The following is a 16,940-nucleotide window of genomic DNA, read 5'->3' on the forward strand; positions in this document are numbered from 1 at the left end:
GCGGCGCGCATGCCCGCCGTGCCCGGTCCCGCGATCCGGGACCGGGCCGCGCGGCTGCGCGCGGCGGGCGATGCAGCATTGCGCACGCATCTGGAGGCGCAGGTCGGGGTTGCGCACCGGGTGCTGACCGAGGGGCCGCGCCTTGGCCGGACCGAACAATTCACCGAGGTTGCCTTTGACAGCGACCAGCCCGAAGGGGCGCTGATGACCCTGACCGTCGCGGGGCATGACGGGCAACGGCTGACGGTCTGACAGGCGGTGCATGGGGGCGCTGCCCCCGCCCTGCGGGCTTCCCCGGGGTATTTTCGCAACGGAGAAATGGCGGGTTGCCGGGATGCGCGGGGGCTTCTAGCCTGCCCCTTCGGAGGAGATGAATGACCGTGATCCTGTATTCCCATGACAGCGCCCGCCGCCACGTGACGCCCGATGGCCACCCCGAGCAGGTGGCCCGACATGATGCCGTGATGGCCGCGCTGGAGGGGCTGGCGCTGGACCGGCGCGAGGCGCGCTTGGCCGAGGATGCCGAGGTGCTGCGCTGTCATCCCGTCCGCTATCTGCAGGGCCTGCGCGATGTGGTGCCGCAAGCGGGGACCCGCCAGATCGACGCGGACACGCATCTGTCGCCCGGCAGCCTGGAGCCCGCGCTGCGTGCCGTGGGCGGGGCCTGCGCGGCGGTGGACGCTGTTCTTGCCGGAGAGGCGCGGCGGGCCTTCGTCGCCCTGCGCCCGCCGGGGCACCATGCCGAGGCCGAGGTCTCGATGGGGTTCTGCCTGTTCGGCACGGTGGCGATCGCGGCGAAACGCGCGCTGGATCATCACGGGCTGCAGCGGGTGGCGGTCCTGGATTTCGACGTGCATCACGGCAACGGCACGCAGGCCCTGCTGTGGGACGAGGCGCGGGTGCTGTTCGTCAGCAGCCAGCAGTTTCCCCTGTGGCCGGGCACCGGGGCCGCGTCCGAGCGTGGCGCGCATGGGCAGGTGGTGAACCTGCCGCTGCCGCCCGGATCGGACGGGGCGCTGGCTTTGTCGGAATGGCGGGGCGCGCTGGACCGGATGCGGGAGTTTTCGCCGCAGCTGGTGCTGATTTCCGCCGGCTTTGATGCCCATCGCGACGATCCGCTGGCGCAGCTGGAATGGGACGACGACGACTATGCCGCCCTGACACGCGCGATCCTGGACGCGGCGGGCAAGGCCCCGGTGGTATCCTGCCTGGAAGGTGGTTATGACCTTCGGGCCTTGGGTCGCAGCGTGCGGGCCCATGTCGATGTGCTGATGGAGGCCGACTGATGAGCGATATTACCACCCTCTCGTTCGAGGAGGCCATGCGCGAGCTGGAGGCCACGGTCGGCAAGCTGGAGACCGGAGAGGCGACGCTGGAGGAATCGATCGCGCTGTACGAACGCGGCGCCGCCCTGCGCGCGCATTGCGAGGCCCGCCTGCGCGAGGCCGAGGAGCGGGTCGAGAAGATCACCCTGGCCGCCAACGGCCAGCCTGCCGGTACCACCCCCGTCGAGGGCCTGTGATGCAGGACCGCCTTGCGCGTGTCCGCACCGAGGTTCAGGCCGAGCTGGATCGCGCCATCACGGCGCTGCCGCCCGGCGATCTGCGCGATGCGATGGCCTATGCGGTCAACGGCGGCAAGCGCCTGCGCGCCTTTCTGGTGATGGAATCGGCGCGCCTGCACGGGGTGTCCGACGATGCCGCCCTGCCGGTCGCGGCGGCGGTCGAGGCGCTGCATGCCTATAGCCTGGTCCATGACGACCTGCCGGCGATGGACGACGACGACCTGCGGCGCGGTCAGCCGACCGTGCATGTCAAGTGGACCGAGGCGACCGCGATCCTGGCGGGCGACGCGCTGCAGACGCTGGCGTTTCAGCTGTTGACCGATCCGCGCATCGGCGCGCCCGACGCGCAGGTGCGGCTGGTGTCCGCGCTGGCGCAGGCGTCGGGGGCGGCGGGCATGGTCTGGGGGCAGGCGTTGGACATCGCCGCCGAAACCGCGGGCACGCCGCTGGACCTGGACGCAATCACCGAACTGCAGGGTGGCAAGACCGGCGCGCTGATCCGCTTTGCCGCGACCGCAGGGCCGCTGATCGCGGGCGACGATCCCGCGGCGCTGGACCGCTATGCGTTGGCCCTGGGCCTGGCCTTCCAGATCGCCGACGACATCCTGGACGTGACCGGCGACGAGGCCGTGACCGGCAAGCGCGTCGGCAAGGATGCCGGGGCCGGCAAGGCGACCTTCGTGTCGCTGCTGGGCCTGGACGGCGCGCAGGCCGAGGCGCGGCGTCGTGTCGCCATGGGAACCGATGCGCTGTCGCACTATGGTGATGCCGCCGGGAACTTGCACGATCTCGCGCGTTTCGTTATCGAGCGCGACACTTGAACGCCCGCCCCGGAGGAGGGCCAGCCATGACCGATCGACCCAAGACGCCGATTCTGGACCGCGTTAGCCTGCCGTCGGATCTGAAGACCCTGACCGACGCGCAACTGCGTCAGCTTGCCGACGAGCTGCGGGCCGAGACTATCAGCGCCGTCAGCGTGACCGGCGGCCATCTGGGCGCAGGCCTGGGCGTGGTCGAGCTGACCGTGGCCCTGCACGCGGTCTTTGACACGCCGCGCGACAAGCTGATCTGGGACGTGGGGCACCAGTGCTATCCGCACAAGATCCTGACCGGGCGGCGCGACCGCATCCGCACGCTGCGCATGGGCGGGGGCCTTGCGGGCTTCACCAAGCGCGCGGAAAGCCCCTATGACCCGTTCGGGGCGGGGCATTCGTCGACCTCGATCAGCGCGGCCTTGGGTTTCGCGATGGCGCGGGAACTGGGCGGCGACCCGGGCGATGCGATCGCGGTCATCGGCGACGGCGCCATGAGCGCAGGCATGGCTTACGAGGCGCTGAACAATGCGGGCCATGAGGGCAAGCGCCTGTTCGTGGTCCTGAATGACAACGAGATGTCCATTGCGCCCCCAGTCGGCGCCATGTCCTCCTATCTGACGCGCCTTTATGCAGGCGGGCCGTTCCAGGAGCTGAAGGCGGTGGCCAAGGGCGCCGTTGGCATGCTGCCGGACGCCCTGCAGGAGGGCGCGCGCCGCGCCAAGGAGATGCTGAAGGGCATGGCCGTGGGCGGCACCCTGTTCGAGGAGCTGGGCTTTTCCTATATCGGGCCGGTCGACGGTCACGACATGGAACAGCTGCTGCCCCTGCTGCGCACCGTGCGGGCACGGGCTGACGGTCCGGTCCTGATCCACGTCGTGACCAAGAAGGGCAAGGGTTATGCCCCGGCCGAGGCGGCCGCGGACAAGGGCCATGCCACCGCCAAGTTCGACGTGATCACCGGCGTGCAGGCCAAGGCGAAATCGAACGCGCCCAGCTATACCGCGGTCTTCGCGCAGGCGCTGATCGATCAGGCGGGCCGCGACGATCGCATCCTGGGGGTGACCGCCGCGATGCCGGACGGGACCGGCCTCAAGCAGTTCGCGCAGCGCTTTCCGCGCCGCTGCTTCGACGTGGGCATCGCCGAACAGCATGCCGTGACCTTTGCCGCCGGTCTGGCCGCGGGAGGCATGAAGCCCTTCGTCGCGATCTATTCGACCTTCCTGCAGCGCGGCTATGACCAGATCGTGCATGACGTCGCGGTCCAGAACCTGCCCGTCCGGTTCGCCGTCGACCGTGCCGGGCTGGTGGGGCAGGATGGTCCGACCCATTCCGGCGCCTATGACACCGCCTTCCTGGCCAATCTGCCCGGATTTGTCGTCATGGCCGCCGCGGACGAGGCCGAACTGGTCCACATGGTCGCCACGGCCGCCGCACATGACAGCGGCCCCATCGCCTTCCGCTTTCCGCGCGGAGAGGGCACCGGGGTCGAGATGCCCGAGCGCGGGCAGGTCCTGCCCATCGGCAAGGGCCGCATGATCGCGGAGGGCAAGGGCGTCGCCATCCTGTCCTTCGGCACGCGCCTGTCCGAGGTGATGACCGCGCGCGAGGCACTGATGGCGCGGGGCATCACGCCCACGGTCGCCGACGCGCGCTTTGCCAAGCCGCTGGACCGTGACCTGATCCTGGCCCTGGCCCGCGACCACGAGGCGCTGATCACCATCGAGGAGGGCGCCGTCGGCGGTTTCGGCAGCCATGTCGCCCATCTGCTGGCCGAGGAGGGCGCCTTCGACAAGGGGCTGCGCTTCCGGTCGATGGTCCTGCCGGATGCGTTCGTCGACCACGACGCGCCGCGGGCGATGTATGACAGCAGCTGCCTGAACGCCCAGCATATCGAGGACAAGGTTCTCTCCATGATGGGTGTCCAGTCGCTGGCGGCGCGGCGCACCGACCGCGCCTGATTGGTGTCGGCTGATCCCCTGAGGGGGGGTCAGCCGGGCGCATAGCTGCGCACCAGCGCGCCCGCGATCATTCCCCATCCGTCCACGACCACGAAGAACGCCAGCTTGAAGGGCAGCGACACCACCACCGGGGGCAGCATCATCATGCCCATCGACATCAGCACGGCCGCCACGACCAAATCGATGATCAGGAAGGGCAGGGCGATCAGGAACCCGATCTCGAAGGCGCGCTGGATCTCGGACAGCATGAAGGACGGGATCAGCACCGACAGGCGGTCTGCGGGGCCGGTGCCGGGCGCGATCTCGGCCAGGTTGGCCAAGGTGTCGGGGTCGGTGCGGGCCGCCATGAACCCCTCGAACGGCACGATGCCGCGCTGGAAGGCCTCGGCAATGCCGATCTGACCCTGTTGCAGGGGCAGCCCCGCGACGGTCCAGGCCTCGCGCAGGACCGGGTCCATGATGAACCAGGTCAGAAAGATCGCCAGGCTGACGATCAGCATGTTCGGCGGCGATTGCTGCAGGCCGATCGACTGGCGCAAAATCGACAGGACCGTCACGATGAACGGGAACGCGGTCACCATGATCGCGATGCCCGGTGCCAGCGACAGCGCCGTCAGCACCACGACCAGCATCACCGCATTGTCGCCCAGCCCGGCGCCCAAGGCGCCGCCCAGGTCCTGCGCCCACAGGGGCGAGGGCAGCAGGGCCGCGACCGCGACAAGGGCCGCGGCGCGGATCACGCCGCCCCCGTCGCGCCCAGGACGCGCACGCACAGCCGGTCTTCGGCCGATCCGTCGCCGGTCAGCTCGCCCCGCGCGATGACCTTGTCGCCCACGCAGATCTCGACCCCGTCCTCGATCGCCTGGTCCAGGACCAGGATGTCGTCGGCGCGTAGCGAGGACAGCTGCGAGACGGTCTGACGCGTGCGGCCAAGGCGGATGGTCACCTCGACCTGGATGGTGTCGGTGTCGATCAGATGCTTCAGTGCGTCCATGTGCTGTCCTCCTGGGTGATTTCCGCGATCAGGGCGCGGATGTCGCCCGCGATGCTGTCGGGGGTAAAATCGATGTGGCCGCCCTGCAGCGACACGGTGATCAGGTCCTGCGGGACCGGGGCGATCTCGATGCCCTCAAGGCCGGCCTGGGCCAAGCAGCGGCGGACCATGTCGGCCAGCCGGTCGTTGCAGGCGATGCGCAGGCCCACGGGGGTCGCGCGCTGCGCCAGATGGGTCAGCTCTGCCTGCAGGGCCCCCTCCAGCCGGCGCGACGACAGGGGCGGGGCCATCAGGTCCAGGACCTGATGCAGGATCGGCGCCAGCGCATCGACCGCCTCCTGGCGCATCTGGCGGCGGCGGGTCTCGTCCGCGGCCAGACCGGCGGCGACCTGTTCCAGGCTGGCGCTCAGGGCGCGCAGCTGGTCGTCCTGGGCCTGCGCGCTGGCCTGCGCCACGCCGTCGGCGAAGGCCTGATGCAGGTCGGCCTGCGTGTAGGTCACCTCGACACGCGCCGCGACCGCGTTCGAGAAGGACTCAAGCTTGAAGAGGGCCAGGCTCAATTCACCTTCTCCTTGTTGTCGATCCATTCCGACAGGATCTTGACGCTCTCGTCATGGCGGTCCTTCATCATCGCCTTCAGGCGGGCGACCGGGTCGGCAGGGGGCAGGGCCAGCTGGTCCAGCCCCGGAAACTCGATCGGCACGATCCGCGGGTTGTCCGGAGAGGGCTCGTCGTCGATCATGCCCGTCAGCCCACCCATCATCGGGGGCATCGGCGGCAGGCTGTTGTCCAGCATCGGCGCAGGGGCGGGCGCGCGATTGCGCATCATCGGGCGCAGGACCATGACGATCACCGCAAGCGCAAAGACGCCGATCAGCGCAATGCGCGCCAGATCGTTCAGCGCCAGCCGATCAAGGAAGCCCGGCGTGGCCAGGGTGCCATTCTCGCCCAGCGTGGCGAAGGGCAGCGACTTGACGGTGATCTGGTCACCCCGCGCCTCGTCATAGCCCACGGCAGAGGCGACCAGCTCGCGCAGCGTCTGCAGCTCGGCCTCGGACCGGGGGGTCAGGGTGGTCTCTCCGTCGGCACCGGCCTGCGGGACGCCGTTCACCAGGACGGCGACGGTCAGGCGGCGGGTCGATCCGGGCTGGCGCTGAACCTCGCGCGTGGTGCGGCTGACCTCGAAATTGGACTGGGTGCGGTTCTCGGCGCGGCTGCTCTGGCTGGTGTCGCCCGGCTGTTCCGTGGCGTCGGGCAGGTTCGAGGCCGCGGTGACTGCGCCCTTTCCGGTCGAGTTGCTCTCGTCCGTCGTCTCCTCGGTCACGGTGGAGATCAGGGCGCGCGCCTCGGGGTCATAACGCTGTTCGGTCAGCAGTTCGGTTTCGGTCAGCAGGTCCAGGTTCAGTTCGACGATGGCGTTTCCGATACCGACATGCGGCTCCAGGATGCGTTCGACGTTGCGCTTCATCTCGGCCGCGCGGTCGGCTCCTGTCTGGTCCTCGGTCGCGGCGATGATCCCACGCTGCGAATCGATGACGGTCACACGGTCGGGCTGCATGCCCGGCACGCCCGACGACACCAGGTATTTCAGCGCCGCGGCCTGTTCGCGCGTGATCGTGCCGCCATTGGTCGTCAGGGTGACCGAGGCGCTGCCGTTCTGGTCGCGGCGGTATCCGCGTCCCGTCTCGATCGCCAGGTGGACGCGGGCGGTCTGGACGTTGGGCAGGGCCAGGATGGTGCGCGCCAGCTCTCCCTCCTTCGCGCGCCAATAGGCGGCGTCGAACATCTGCGACGTGGTGCCAAAGCCCGACATGCCGTCCAGCAGCTCGTAGCCGGTGCTGCCGGCGGCGGGCAGGCCTTCGGCGGCCAGATCCATGCGCAGGCGGTCGCGCTGATCGGCCGCGACATAGATCGAGTCGCCCCGCACCTCGTAGGGAACGCCGGCACGTTCGATGCCGGCGATGACCTCGCCGGCCTGGGCGCTGTCCAGCCCGCCATAGATCAGGGCCATGCTGGGGCGGCTGGCCATCCAGCCAAACCCTGCGATCACCAGGAACGTCCCCAGAAAGGCCGCCCCCAGGATCACCCGCTGTCGAGAGCTTCGCTCGTTCCAGTAGTCCTGCAGTTTTTGCAAAACCGTTCCTTTCGAATCATCGCGTCATGGTCGTCTGAACCTGAAATGACATGGGCCACGTTAAGAATTGGTTAGTCGCAACCTGATATTTCGGTCTGGTCAGGACGGAGAATCACGATGACCGACATTGTTGCGGCGGCACCCGAAAAGCCGCGCGGAAAGAAGGGGTTGCTGATCCCGCTGGTGGCGACGCTGGTCCTGGGCGGGGCGGGATTCGCATCCAGCTATCTGGGCTTCTGGTCGCCCTCCGGCATGCTGTCGGGCCCCGAGGAGCCGGTCCAGTCGACCGAGCACATGAGCGTCGAGTTCATCGACATCCCCACCATCGAGATCGTCATCCCGGGTGGCCGCGCCCGCAGCCTGGTCCTGTCCGCGACGATCGAGACCGACACCACCCACAAGGCCGAGGTGACCCACCTGATGCCGCGCGTGTCGGACGCGTTCACGACCTTCCTCTCGGGCGTCGATCCGGCGGCCTATGACAAGCGCGGCGTCCTCGAGGTGATCCGCGCCGAACTGGTCACCCGCACCCGCTTCGTCCTGGGCGAGGAGCCGGTCAAGGACCTTCTGATCACGGAGTTTCGATTCAAATGACCCTGGAACAACTGATGCAGATCCTGCTGCTGGCGGCCTGTCTGGGGCTTGGCGTCTTCTGCGCCACCCTGGCGCGGCGGCTGCGGCGGATGAACAATCTGGAAAGCGGTCTGGGGGGCGCGATCGCCGTCATGGCCGCCGAGGTCGACCGCCTGGAACGCGCCATCCGGTCGGCCCGCGATGAGGCCACCGCCGCCAGCGAGCGCCTGGCCGAGGAGATCGAGACCGCGCGCCGCGAACGCGCCATTTGGGACCTGCGGCAGCGCATCGGCGCCGCCGCCTCCGAGGCGCCGCAGCCGATGCCTTCGGGTCGCCGCCTGCGCAAGCGCGAGGTGTCCCATGGCTAGGCATCTTCTGCCCGCGCTGACATTGCTGTTCGCCCTGCCGGCCGGCGCGATGATCTGGCAGGGCCAGGATCTGTCGCGGGTGTTTGCCGCCGTGGCCGCGCCCACCGACCTGCTGGACGGCTGCGGCGATGTCCCCGAGGCCGTGGCCCTGGCCGAGGAGCTGCGCGACCGGGCGCTGCGCATCGAACGCTACATGGAATCCATCGACGCGCGGAAGGCCGAGTTGGCGCAGGCGGAAAGCACCCTGCGCGAACGGCTGGCCGAGCTGCGCGCCCAGAAGGGCAGCATCACGGCCCGCCAGGACGGCGCGACCCAGGCCGTGCGCACCGACATCGACCGGCTGATCGCGCTTTATGACCAGATGAAACCTGCCGAGGCCGCCGCCATCCTGACCAACCTGCCCGCCGATTTCGCGGCCGAGATCCTGATGCGCGTCCAGCCCGAGGCCGGTGCCCGCATCATCGCCGCGGTCGAGCCGCGCCAGGCCGCCCTGCTGACCGCCCAGATGGGCGCGCGCAGCGTCCGCAACCCATAAGGAACCCCGCAATGTTCGGTTTCGTCGGAATATTCCTTACGATCGTCATGGTGTTCGGTGGCTACCTGCTGGCCGGCGGCAAGATGGGCGTGATCCTGCATTCGCTGCCCTTCGAGATGATGATGATCATGGGCGCCGCCGTTGGCGCCTATCTGCTGGGCAACGACAGCCATACGCTGAAGGCCACACTGGGCGGGCTGATCCGCGCCTTCAAGGGCCCGAAATGGAACGCCCAGGATCATCAGGACGTGCTGTGCCTGATGTTCCAGCTGCTCAAGATCGCCAAGGAAAACCCCGTCGCGCTGGAACAGCACATCGAGAATCCGGGCGAATCACCGATCTTCACCGCCTATCCCAAGTTGGCGGCGGATCATCATGTCGTCTCGCTGATTGCCGATACGTTGCGTTCGGCCAGCCTGAACTATGATGATCCCTACCAGGTCGAGGACATGCTGTCCCGCCGCATCGCGGTTCTGAAGGAGGAGGAGATGCACGTCCCCCACGCCTTGCAGAACATGGCTGACGCGCTGCCCGCCCTGGGGATCGTCGCGGCGGTTCTAGGCGTGATCAAGACCATGTCCTCGATCGATCAGCCGCCTGCGGTGCTGGGCAAGATGATTGGCGGGGCGCTGGTGGGTACCTTTCTGGGGGTGTTTTTGTCCTATGGCTTCGTGGCGCCGCTGGCCAACCGGCTTGGCGCCGTCGTCAAGCAGGACTTGGGCTTTTACGAGGTCGTCAAGTCGGTCCTGGTCGCGGGCCTGCATCAGCACGCCACCACCCTGTGCGTCGAGGTCGGTCGCCAGACCGTGCCCGAACATGTGCGACCCAGCTTCGACACGCTGGAAGGCGCCCTGAGAGAGCTGAAGAAGGCGGCGTGATGACCCGGATCGGCCTGCCGCTTCTGATCGCCTGTATGGCCGCTGGCCCGGTCGCCGCCGCCGGGCTGGACGGCTTTCGCCGCACCGCCGACGAATGGCTGCTGACCGGACAGGGGCTGCCGCGCGATTATCGCGTGACGCTGCTGCAGATGGACAGTGCCGACCGGCTGCAGGCGATCGCCTACCTGCGCCGCATCGGATTGTTAACGGAACGTCCCTGGTCGCTTGACGACCTCCTGCGCCCCGCGGCCACCAGAACGGAGCCCCGCGAATGACCCCCATTGCCGCCCTCTCAGGCAAGTCCACCAAGATCCTGGACGCGCCCCTGCTTGTCACGGGCGGCCTTGTGCTGGTCGTCATCTCGATGGTGATCCCGCTGCCGGCCGGCGTGCTGGATTTCGGCATCGCCATCTCTATCGCCACCGCCGTGATGGTGCTGGTCATGGCCTCGCTGGTCGAGAAGCCCACCGACTTTCAGGCGTTCCCGGTCCTGCTGCTGGTCAGCCTGGTGATCCGGCTGTCGCTGAACGTATCGTCGACCCGGCTGATCCTGACCGAAGGGCAGAACGGCAAGGAGGCGGCGGGTTCGGTCATCAACGGCTTTGCCGAGTTCGTGGCGGGGGGCTCGATCCTGGTCGGGATCACGATCTTTGCGGTGATCTCGGTGGTAAACTTCATGGTCATCACCAAGGGCTCGGGCCGCATGGCCGAGGTCGCCGCCCGCTTTGCGCTGGATTCGCTGCCCGGCAGGCAGCTGGCCATCGACGGCGATCTGAACGCCGGTGCCATCGACCACCAGGAGGCCAAGCGCCGCCGCATCCAGGAACAACGCGAGATCAGCTTTTTCGGGTCGCTGGACGGCGCGTCGAAGTTCGTCAAGGGCGACGCGGTGGCGGGGATCGTCATCACGCTGATCAACCTGTGCATCGGTCTGGTCGTGGGCATCACGATCCACGGAATGCCCCTGGGAGAGGCGGCGGCGACCTATTCCCACCTGACGGTCGGGGACGGGCTGGTCAGCCAGATCCCGGCGCTGATCACCTCGATGGCGGCGGCGCTGCTGCTGTCGCGGGGCGGGGCCACGGAAACCACCGCGGGCCTGATGTCGACCGAGTTCGTGCGCAGCTGGCAGCCGGCGGCGATGGTCGCGGCGGCGATGGCAGTGATCTCCCTCGTGCCGGGTATGCCGAAGCCGCTGTTTCTGGGGATCGCGGCGGGGATGGGCTTCATGGCCTGGCGCATCGCGCAGAAACGCCGCATCGCGGACGAGGCGCTGCCCGACCTGCCCCTGGGCGACAGCGCGATCAAGCCTGCCGCCCGCATCGGGGACGTCCTGGACACCGACGACATCAGCGTCGAGATCGGGTCGGACCTGATCGTGACCGCGCTGGACCAGGCGCGGGGCCTGGGCAGCCGCATCAGCAACCTGCGCATCCACATCGCCCGCAGCTTCGGCCTGATCCTGCCGGATGTGCGCATCACCGACACCGACGATCTGCCGCCCGGCGATTATCAGATCCGCATCCACGGCGTCATCCGCGGTCGCGGCACCCTGCGCCCGGCCGAGATCCTGGCGCTTGGCCCGGATGCCGTGCTGGCCGATCTGCGCGGCGTGGCGGTCCGCGAGCCGGTCTATTCCAGCCCGGCCCGCTGGATCCATCCGACCGACCAAGAGGACGCGGCGACCATGGGCGCCACCGTCGTGACCCCGATGGAAGTGCTGTCCACGCATCTGATGGAGGTGGTCAAGGCCAACCTGCCCGCACTGCTGACCCTTGGCGCGATGCAGCGCCAGATCGAGGAACTGAAGACCCTGTCCGACACGGGCCGCGCCGAACGCTATCGCAAGTATTTCGACGCGATGATGCCGGACAAGGTGACGCCCGAGACGCTGCTGGCGATCCTGCGCGCCCTGCTGGAGGAGCGGATCTCGATCCGCAACCTGCCGCTGATCGTGGATGCCATCTGCGAGTTCCGCAACGTGGAATCGGCCGAGACGATCTATGAGCTGGTGCGCAAGCGCCTGCGCGGCCAGATCACCCAGCAATATTCGGACGAGGCCGGTCGCGTCGCAGCCCTGCAGCTGCATCCCGCCTGGGAGGCGGAGTTCGTGCGCGCCGATGCCGAAACCGGACGTGCGGGGGGCGGGGCGATGACCCCCGCCATGTCCAAGAAGCTGGTCGAGGCCACCCGCCGCGCGTTGTCCCTGGCTGAACCCGTCGCCCGCACCGTGCTGGTTGCGCCCGACCACCGGCGCCGCATGGTCCGCGCGGTGCTGGGGGCCAACGGCATGGCGGTCCCGGTCCTGGGTCTGGAGGAGATCGATCCCGCCGCCGAACTGCGCCTGCTGGGCACCGTCGAGGCCGCATGATGTGGGACCAGCTGCAGGCCATCGTTCCGGGGTTGGACTGGGCGCTGGTGCTGGTCTATGTCCGCGTGCAGGCCTGCGTGGTGGCCCTGCCGGGCCTGGGCGAACGCGTGATCTCGGCCCGCGTCAAGGTGGCGATCGCGCTGGCGCTGGCGCCGCTGCTGGCGGGCGTAGCGCCCGGCCCGCAGATGCCCGCGCAGCCCCTGGGCATGATCGCGCAGGTCGGGGTCGAGATGGTTCTGGGCTTTGCCACGGGCATCATGCTGCGGCTGCTGACCATCGCCATCGACATCGCCACCACGGCCATTGCCGCGACCGCGTCACTGTCCCAGATCATGGGCATCCAGAACGAGATGTCGCCCCATCCCATCGGCAACATGCTGCACCTGGCCGGCATGGCGGTCCTGATGGCCATGGGCCTGCCGGTCATGATCGTCGAACTGATCGCCGACAGCCTGCGTCTCTGGCCGCCCGCGGACCTGCCCCAGGTCGAGGGGCTGGTGATGGCCGTCGTCCGCATGGTGACCGACAGCTTCTGGCTGGCGATGATGCTGGCCGCGCCCTTTACCTTGGGCGGGTTTCTGTACCAAGCGCTGTCGGGGGTCATCAACCGGGTGATGCCCGCCCTGCCGGTCGTGTTCATCGGCGCGCCCGCCTCCATCCTGCTGGCGCTGATGGGGTTGGTGATCCTGGCGCCGCTGCTGGTCGGCATCTGGGCCAACGCGGTCATGGGCTTCATGCTGCCGGCACTGCCATGAGGGACCGCGGATGAGCGAGGATACCGACGACAAGCAGTTCGAGGCCACCGACCAGAAGCTGCAGCGTGCGCGCGAAAAGGGCGACATTCCGCGATCGACGGAATTGAACGTCACGATGATGTATCTGGGAGCATTCCTGGCCTTTTCAGTCATGGCGGGCTTTGCGGTGCGCCAATGGATGGCCATGGCCACGCGGGCGCTTGGCGCCGAGGGCTGGTCGGACAGCGGGCCGGCACCGATCGCGCGCGGCCTGGCCGCCTATGCCGTGACCGCCACGATCGGCTTGGCCGCGCTGGTGATGGGCGCGATCCTTCTGGGCCTGATCGCCACGCGGGCGCTGATCTTTTCGCCCCAGAAGCTGGCCTTCGACATCAAGCGCATCAACCCGGTCAAGAACGCCGCGCAGAAGTTCGGAAAGGACGGCCTGGTGAACTTTGCCTTTTCCCTGGCCAAGGCCGGGCTGGTCTGTGCGGGGGGGTGGTTCCTGTTCGCATCGCTGCTGGACCGGATCGCCGCCGCGGCGATGGCGGACGGGCAATGGGTTGCGGCACTGGGCTCGATCCTTGGGCAGGTGCTGATGCTGGGGCTGGTCGTCTCGATCGTCTTCACCGTGCCGGACATGCTGTGGAAGTGGTTCGACCACCGCCGCAAGAACCGCATGAGCCGCCAGGAAATGCAGGACGAGTTCAAGGATTCCGAAGGCGACCCGCACATGAAGGGCGCCCGCCGCCAGCGCGCGGTCGACATCGCGATGAAGCAGATGCTGGCCGACGTGCCCACCGCCGACGTCATCATCGTCAACCCGACCCATTATGCCGTCGCCCTGAAATGGTCGCGGGGGTCCGGCCGTGCCCCGGTCTGCGTGGCCAAGGGCACCGACGAGGTCGCCGCCCGCATTCGCGCCAAGGCGACCGAGGCCGGCGTGCCCATCTGGTCCGACCCGCCCTGCGCCCGCGCCATCCACGCCCAGGTCAAGGTGGGCGAGGAGATCGACCGCGCCCATTTCGCCGCCGTCGCCGCCGCGATCCGCTTTGCCGAGAAGATGCGACAGAAGGCCCGTTCCGGATGGTAGACAAGATCAAGCAGCTGCAGCAGCTGGAACGCATCGCGCGGCTGAAGGCCGAGCGTCAGCTCAAGACCTTTGCGGCGTTCAATGCGCACATGACGGTTGCCCGTCAGCGCATCGATTCGCTGCAGGCCACGCTGGCGCAAAGCTATGACAGCACCGCGCCCCTGACCCTGCCCGAGGCGCGCATCGCCAACGCCCAGGCCGGGCGTGCCGCACGAGAGCTGCGCCATGCCGACCAGGAGCTGCAGCGGATGCTGCCCCGGTTCCAGATCGCCCGCCAGCAGGCGGCGCGCGAATTCGGCCGGGCCGAGGCGCTGCTGAGCCTGGGACAGGACGAGGCGGAACGCCGCCGCAAGGAGAAATACTGAGCCGTCGGCGGCATTGGACAGGCTGCGACCGGAATGCTAGGCACGGTGCCAAGCCACGGGGAAGAGCCATGCTGCACAGCGATCCGAACACCGACAGCCACCGCAAGATCTGGACCGCCGAGGGCGCGCGCGCCGTCTTTGACCTGCCGCTGATGGATCTGCTGTTTCAGGCGCAGACCGTGCACCGCCAGCATTTCGACCCGAACCGCGTGCAGCTGAGCCGCCTTCTGTCGATCAAGACCGGCGGCTGCCCAGAGGATTGCAGCTATTGCAGCCAGTCGGCCCGCCATGCGTCGGGCCTGTCGGCATCCAAGCTGATGGAGGTCGAGCGCGTGCTGGCCGAGGCGCGCCGCGCACGCGACGCCGGTGCCACGCGCTATTGCATGGGCGCCGCCTGGCGCAGCCCCAAGGCACGCGACATGCCGCAGATCATCGCCATGGTCGAGGGCGTCAAGGCCTTGGGGATGGAGACCTGCATGACCTTGGGCATGCTGGATGCGGACCAGTCGCGCCAGCTGGCCGATGCCGGGCTGGACTACTACAACCACAACATCGACACGTCCGAGGCGCATTACGGCAACGTCATCACGACCCGCAGCTTTGCCGACCGGCTGGATACGCTGGATACCGTCCGGCAGGCCGGGATCAAGGTCTGCTCGGGCGGCATCCTGGGGCTGGGCGAGGGGCCGCAGGACCGCGTCGACATGCTGGTGACGCTTGCCAACCTGCCGGTCGCGCCGGAAAGCGTGCCGATCAACATGCTGATCCCGGTCGAGGGCACCCCGCTGGCCGACGCCGCCCCGGTGGACCCCATCGATTTCGTGCGCATGATCGCCACCGCGCGCATCATGATGCCGCGCAGCCATGTCCGCCTGTCCGCCGGCCGCACCGCCATGTCGGACGAGATGCAGGCGATGTGCTTCTTTGCCGGGGCCAATTCGATCTTCGTGGGCGACACGCTGCTGACCAAGGACAACCCCGAGGAGGAAAGCGACATGCGCCTGTTCGCCAAGCTGGGCCTTCAGCCCATGCAGGCGCACGAACATCATCCCGACGCAGCGCGCCGGGCCGAATTGCTGGCCGCCGACCCCGCCATTCCGATCCTGCGCTAGGGCCGGGGCCGCGGCTTGGACCGGCTGGCAATTTATCGACGCGACCTGCAGGGTCTGGCGGGCGATGCGCGGCTGCGCAGCCTAGCTGAGCGCCGGGGGATCGACTTTTCGTCGAACGACTATCTGGGCCTTGCGCAAAGCGACCGGATGCGTGCCGCGGTCGTGCGGGCGCTGGATGCGGGCGTTCCGGTGGGCGCGGCGGGGTCGCGCCTGCTGCGGGGCAACACCGACCGGCAGGCCGGGTTCGAGGATGCCGCCGCACGGTTCTTCGGCGCCGAGGCGGCCTTGGGCTTTGGTGGGGGCTATGTCGCGAACTTTGCGGTCATCACCACCCTGCCGCAGCGGGGGGACCTGGTGCTGATGGATGCGCTGGCCCATGCCAGCACGCATGAGGGGGCGCGGGCCGGGCGCGCCGAGGTCGCCAGCTTTCGCCACGGCGATGTCAGCCACGCCGAGGATGTGATCACCGCATGGCGCCGCGCGGGCAACACGGGGGCGGTCTGGATCGCGGTCGAGAGCCTTTACAGCATGGACGGGGACCGGGCGCCGCTGGACGACCTGATGCGGCTGGCGGACGCGCACGGCTTTCTGCTGATCGACGAGGCGCATGCGACGGGTGTCTTCGGTCCCCGGGGGCGGGGACTGGCCCATCACCTGGAAGGGCGCGACAACGTCGTGACGCTGCATACGCTTGGCAAGGCCCTGGGCGGGTCCGGTGCGCTGATCTGCGGGGCGCGGGTGCTGATCGATTTCCTGGTGAACCGCTGCCGGCCCTTCATCTTTGCCACCGCGCCGTCGCCGCTGATGGCGGCCGCGGGGCTGGAGGCGCTGGCGATGCTGCAGGACGAACCGTGGCGCCAGGCGACCTTGGCGGGCCATGTCGTGGCGTTCCACGACCAGATGGCGCGCCGCCTGCCGCAGGTTCCGCTGAGCGGCAGCCAGATCGTGCCGCTGATCGTCGGACCCAATGCCGAAACCATGGCGCTGGCCGCACAGGTGCAGGCGCACGGGTTCGACGTGCGCGGCATCCGCCCTCCGACGGTGCCCGAGGGCACATCGCGGCTGCGGGTGTCGCTGACGCTGAACGCCACGCGCGCGGATGTGCTGCGGCTGGCCGAGACGCTGGAGGACCTGTGGCCCGATTTGTGATCACAAGCACCGGCACCGATGTCGGCAAGACGGTCTTCGCGGCCGGGCTGTGCGGGCTGATCGGGGCAGAGTACTGGAAGCCGCTCCAGTCGGGGCTGGCCGGGAACGTCGAAAACGACGCCATTTCCGCCGCCCGCGGGAATGCCGCCCAACCCGGCACCGACCGCGCCGAGGTCGAGCGGCTATCCGGCGCCCGGACCCACCCCGAGGCCGTGCTGCTGCCCCAGCCCCTGTCACCGCACCGGGCGGCGGAGCTGGCGGGCGTCACGCTGGACCCGGCGGGCTGGACGCCGCCCG

General features: G+C 68.7%; 20 protein-coding genes and 1 pseudogene. 17 read left to right on the plus strand and 4 right to left on the minus strand.

Annotation, left to right across the window (positions count from 1 at the left end; all coding sequences use genetic code 11):
• From FHD68_RS12275 to dxs, 5 genes and pseudogenes are all read left to right on the plus strand, one after another.
• Positions 1-252 (plus strand): annotated as a pseudogene (locus tag FHD68_RS12275) (tRNA (N(6)-L-threonylcarbamoyladenosine(37)-C(2))-methylthiotransferase MtaB); the annotation flags it as partial.
• 122 nt (positions 253-374) lie between these two features.
• On the plus strand, positions 375-1,286 hold the full coding sequence (locus FHD68_RS12280; RefSeq protein ID WP_127897672.1) for a histone deacetylase family protein: 912 nt from the start codon (positions 375-377) through the stop codon (positions 1,284-1,286).
• On the plus strand, positions 1,286-1,522 hold the full coding sequence (locus FHD68_RS12285; protein ID WP_045982791.1) for an exodeoxyribonuclease VII small subunit: 237 nt from the start codon (positions 1,286-1,288) through the stop codon (positions 1,520-1,522). Before FHD68_RS12280 ends, FHD68_RS12285 begins: the two co-directional genes overlap by 1 nt.
• Positions 1,522-2,385 (plus strand): polyprenyl synthetase family protein, encoded by an 864-nt coding sequence (locus tag FHD68_RS12290; RefSeq protein WP_127897673.1) that lies wholly within the window; start codon positions 1,522-1,524, stop codon positions 2,383-2,385. Before FHD68_RS12285 ends, FHD68_RS12290 begins: the two co-directional genes overlap by 1 nt.
• 26 nt (positions 2,386-2,411) lie before the next feature.
• Positions 2,412-4,337, plus strand: coding sequence for a 1-deoxy-D-xylulose-5-phosphate synthase (gene dxs / locus FHD68_RS12295; protein ID WP_139085863.1), 1,926 nt, complete (start codon positions 2,412-2,414; stop codon positions 4,335-4,337).
• A gap of 29 nt (positions 4,338-4,366) precedes the next feature.
• Here dxs and fliP read toward each other — a convergent pair whose 3' ends face one another.
• Genes fliP through fliF form a run of 4 tightly spaced genes read right to left on the minus strand, consistent with a single transcriptional unit; the run spans position 4,367 to position 7,465 of the window.
• Positions 4,367-5,074: a flagellar type III secretion system pore protein FliP gene (gene fliP / locus FHD68_RS12300; RefSeq protein WP_045982836.1), complete on the minus strand. Its 708-nt coding sequence runs from the start codon at positions 5,072-5,074 to the stop codon at positions 4,367-4,369.
• On the minus strand, positions 5,074-5,331 hold the full coding sequence (locus FHD68_RS12305; RefSeq protein ID WP_042245210.1) for a FliM/FliN family flagellar motor switch protein: 258 nt from the start codon (positions 5,329-5,331) through the stop codon (positions 5,074-5,076). Before FHD68_RS12305 ends, fliP begins: the two co-directional genes overlap by 1 nt.
• Positions 5,319-5,891 (minus strand): hypothetical protein, encoded by a 573-nt coding sequence (locus FHD68_RS12310; RefSeq protein WP_127897675.1) that lies wholly within the window; start codon positions 5,889-5,891, stop codon positions 5,319-5,321. Before FHD68_RS12310 ends, FHD68_RS12305 begins: the two co-directional genes overlap by 13 nt.
• Positions 5,888-7,465: a flagellar basal-body MS-ring/collar protein FliF gene (fliF, locus tag FHD68_RS12315; protein WP_139085865.1), complete on the minus strand. Its 1,578-nt coding sequence runs from the start codon at positions 7,463-7,465 to the stop codon at positions 5,888-5,890. The genes FHD68_RS12310 and fliF overlap by 4 nt, the downstream gene beginning before the upstream one ends.
• 117 nt (positions 7,466-7,582) lie before the next feature.
• Here fliF and FHD68_RS12320 point away from each other — a divergent pair, with 117 nt between their 5' ends.
• The 12 genes from FHD68_RS12320 to bioD form a co-directional block, all read left to right on the plus strand.
• Positions 7,583-8,059, plus strand: coding sequence for a flagellar basal body-associated FliL family protein (locus FHD68_RS12320; protein WP_046000674.1), 477 nt, complete (start codon positions 7,583-7,585; stop codon positions 8,057-8,059).
• The gene (locus FHD68_RS12325; protein ID WP_046000675.1) at positions 8,056-8,406 is read left to right on the plus strand and encodes a hypothetical protein; all 351 of its coding nucleotides are present in this window, start codon (positions 8,056-8,058) and stop codon (positions 8,404-8,406) included. The genes FHD68_RS12320 and FHD68_RS12325 overlap by 4 nt, the downstream gene beginning before the upstream one ends.
• Entirely contained in the window at positions 8,399-8,941 is a 543-nt protein-coding gene (locus FHD68_RS12330; protein ID WP_127897677.1) for a MotE family protein, read from the plus strand. The genes FHD68_RS12325 and FHD68_RS12330 overlap by 8 nt, the downstream gene beginning before the upstream one ends.
• A gap of 11 nt (positions 8,942-8,952) precedes the next feature.
• The gene (gene motA / locus FHD68_RS12335; RefSeq protein WP_127897678.1) at positions 8,953-9,819 is read left to right on the plus strand and encodes a flagellar motor stator protein MotA; all 867 of its coding nucleotides are present in this window, start codon (positions 8,953-8,955) and stop codon (positions 9,817-9,819) included.
• Positions 9,819-10,094: a hypothetical protein gene (locus tag FHD68_RS12340; RefSeq protein WP_127897679.1), complete on the plus strand. Its 276-nt coding sequence runs from the start codon at positions 9,819-9,821 to the stop codon at positions 10,092-10,094. Before motA ends, FHD68_RS12340 begins: the two co-directional genes overlap by 1 nt.
• Complete coding sequence (locus FHD68_RS12345; protein WP_139085867.1) at positions 10,091-12,190, plus strand: flagellar biosynthesis protein FlhA; 2,100 nt, start codon at positions 10,091-10,093, stop codon at positions 12,188-12,190. Before FHD68_RS12340 ends, FHD68_RS12345 begins: the two co-directional genes overlap by 4 nt.
• Positions 12,190-12,945, plus strand: coding sequence for a flagellar biosynthetic protein FliR (locus FHD68_RS12350; RefSeq protein ID WP_244297850.1), 756 nt, complete (start codon positions 12,190-12,192; stop codon positions 12,943-12,945). The genes FHD68_RS12345 and FHD68_RS12350 overlap by 1 nt, the downstream gene beginning before the upstream one ends.
• A 10-nt stretch (positions 12,946-12,955) precedes the next feature.
• Positions 12,956-14,017, plus strand: coding sequence for a flagellar type III secretion system protein FlhB (gene flhB / locus FHD68_RS12355; RefSeq protein ID WP_127897681.1), 1,062 nt, complete (start codon positions 12,956-12,958; stop codon positions 14,015-14,017).
• Positions 14,011-14,382 (plus strand): hypothetical protein, encoded by a 372-nt coding sequence (locus FHD68_RS12360; RefSeq protein ID WP_127897682.1) that lies wholly within the window; start codon positions 14,011-14,013, stop codon positions 14,380-14,382. Before flhB ends, FHD68_RS12360 begins: the two co-directional genes overlap by 7 nt.
• 68 nt (positions 14,383-14,450) lie before the next feature.
• Positions 14,451-15,494, plus strand: coding sequence for a biotin synthase BioB (gene bioB, locus FHD68_RS12365; protein ID WP_046000679.1), 1,044 nt, complete (start codon positions 14,451-14,453; stop codon positions 15,492-15,494).
• Positions 15,495-15,509: 15 nt separating this feature from the next.
• Positions 15,510-16,643: an 8-amino-7-oxononanoate synthase gene (locus FHD68_RS12370; RefSeq protein ID WP_205963173.1), complete on the plus strand. Its 1,134-nt coding sequence runs from the start codon at positions 15,510-15,512 to the stop codon at positions 16,641-16,643.
• The coding region (gene bioD, locus FHD68_RS12375; protein WP_208863770.1) for an ATP-dependent dethiobiotin synthetase BioD at positions 16,640-16,940 on the plus strand (301 nt) is incomplete at its 3' end. The genes FHD68_RS12370 and bioD, both read left to right, overlap by 4 nt.

This window comes from Paracoccus marcusii, assembly GCF_006151785.1.
GTDB classification, from domain to species: Bacteria; Pseudomonadota; Alphaproteobacteria; order Rhodobacterales; family Rhodobacteraceae; genus Paracoccus; species Paracoccus marcusii.

Bases quoted from the DNA above. Each gene is read 5' to 3' on its own strand.
- FHD68_RS12290 (WP_127897673.1), top strand. From the start codon at position 1,522: ATGCAGGACCGCCTTGCGCGTGTCCGCACCGAGGTTCAGGCCGAGCTG.
- FHD68_RS12350 (WP_244297850.1), top strand. From the start codon at position 12,190: ATGTGGGACCAGCTGCAGGCCATCGTTCCGGGGTTGGACTGGGCGCTG.
- FHD68_RS12280 (WP_127897672.1), top strand. From the start codon at position 375: ATGACCGTGATCCTGTATTCCCATGACAGCGCCCGCCGCCACGTGACG.
- motA (WP_127897678.1), top strand. From the start codon at position 8,953: ATGTTCGGTTTCGTCGGAATATTCCTTACGATCGTCATGGTGTTCGGT.
- FHD68_RS12330 (WP_127897677.1), top strand. From the start codon at position 8,399: ATGGCTAGGCATCTTCTGCCCGCGCTGACATTGCTGTTCGCCCTGCCG.
- FHD68_RS12360 (WP_127897682.1), top strand. From the start codon at position 14,011: ATGGTAGACAAGATCAAGCAGCTGCAGCAGCTGGAACGCATCGCGCGG.
- FHD68_RS12285 (WP_045982791.1), top strand. From the start codon at position 1,286: ATGAGCGATATTACCACCCTCTCGTTCGAGGAGGCCATGCGCGAGCTG.
- FHD68_RS12320 (WP_046000674.1), top strand. From the start codon at position 7,583: ATGACCGACATTGTTGCGGCGGCACCCGAAAAGCCGCGCGGAAAGAAG.
- dxs (WP_139085863.1), top strand. From the start codon at position 2,412: ATGACCGATCGACCCAAGACGCCGATTCTGGACCGCGTTAGCCTGCCG.
- FHD68_RS12325 (WP_046000675.1), top strand. From the start codon at position 8,056: ATGACCCTGGAACAACTGATGCAGATCCTGCTGCTGGCGGCCTGTCTG.
- FHD68_RS12305 (WP_042245210.1), bottom strand. From the start codon at position 5,331: ATGGACGCACTGAAGCATCTGATCGACACCGACACCATCCAGGTCGAG.
- bioB (WP_046000679.1), top strand. From the start codon at position 14,451: ATGCTGCACAGCGATCCGAACACCGACAGCCACCGCAAGATCTGGACC.
- FHD68_RS12340 (WP_127897679.1), top strand. From the start codon at position 9,819: ATGACCCGGATCGGCCTGCCGCTTCTGATCGCCTGTATGGCCGCTGGC.
- flhB (WP_127897681.1), top strand. From the start codon at position 12,956: ATGAGCGAGGATACCGACGACAAGCAGTTCGAGGCCACCGACCAGAAG.
- FHD68_RS12345 (WP_139085867.1), top strand. From the start codon at position 10,091: ATGACCCCCATTGCCGCCCTCTCAGGCAAGTCCACCAAGATCCTGGAC.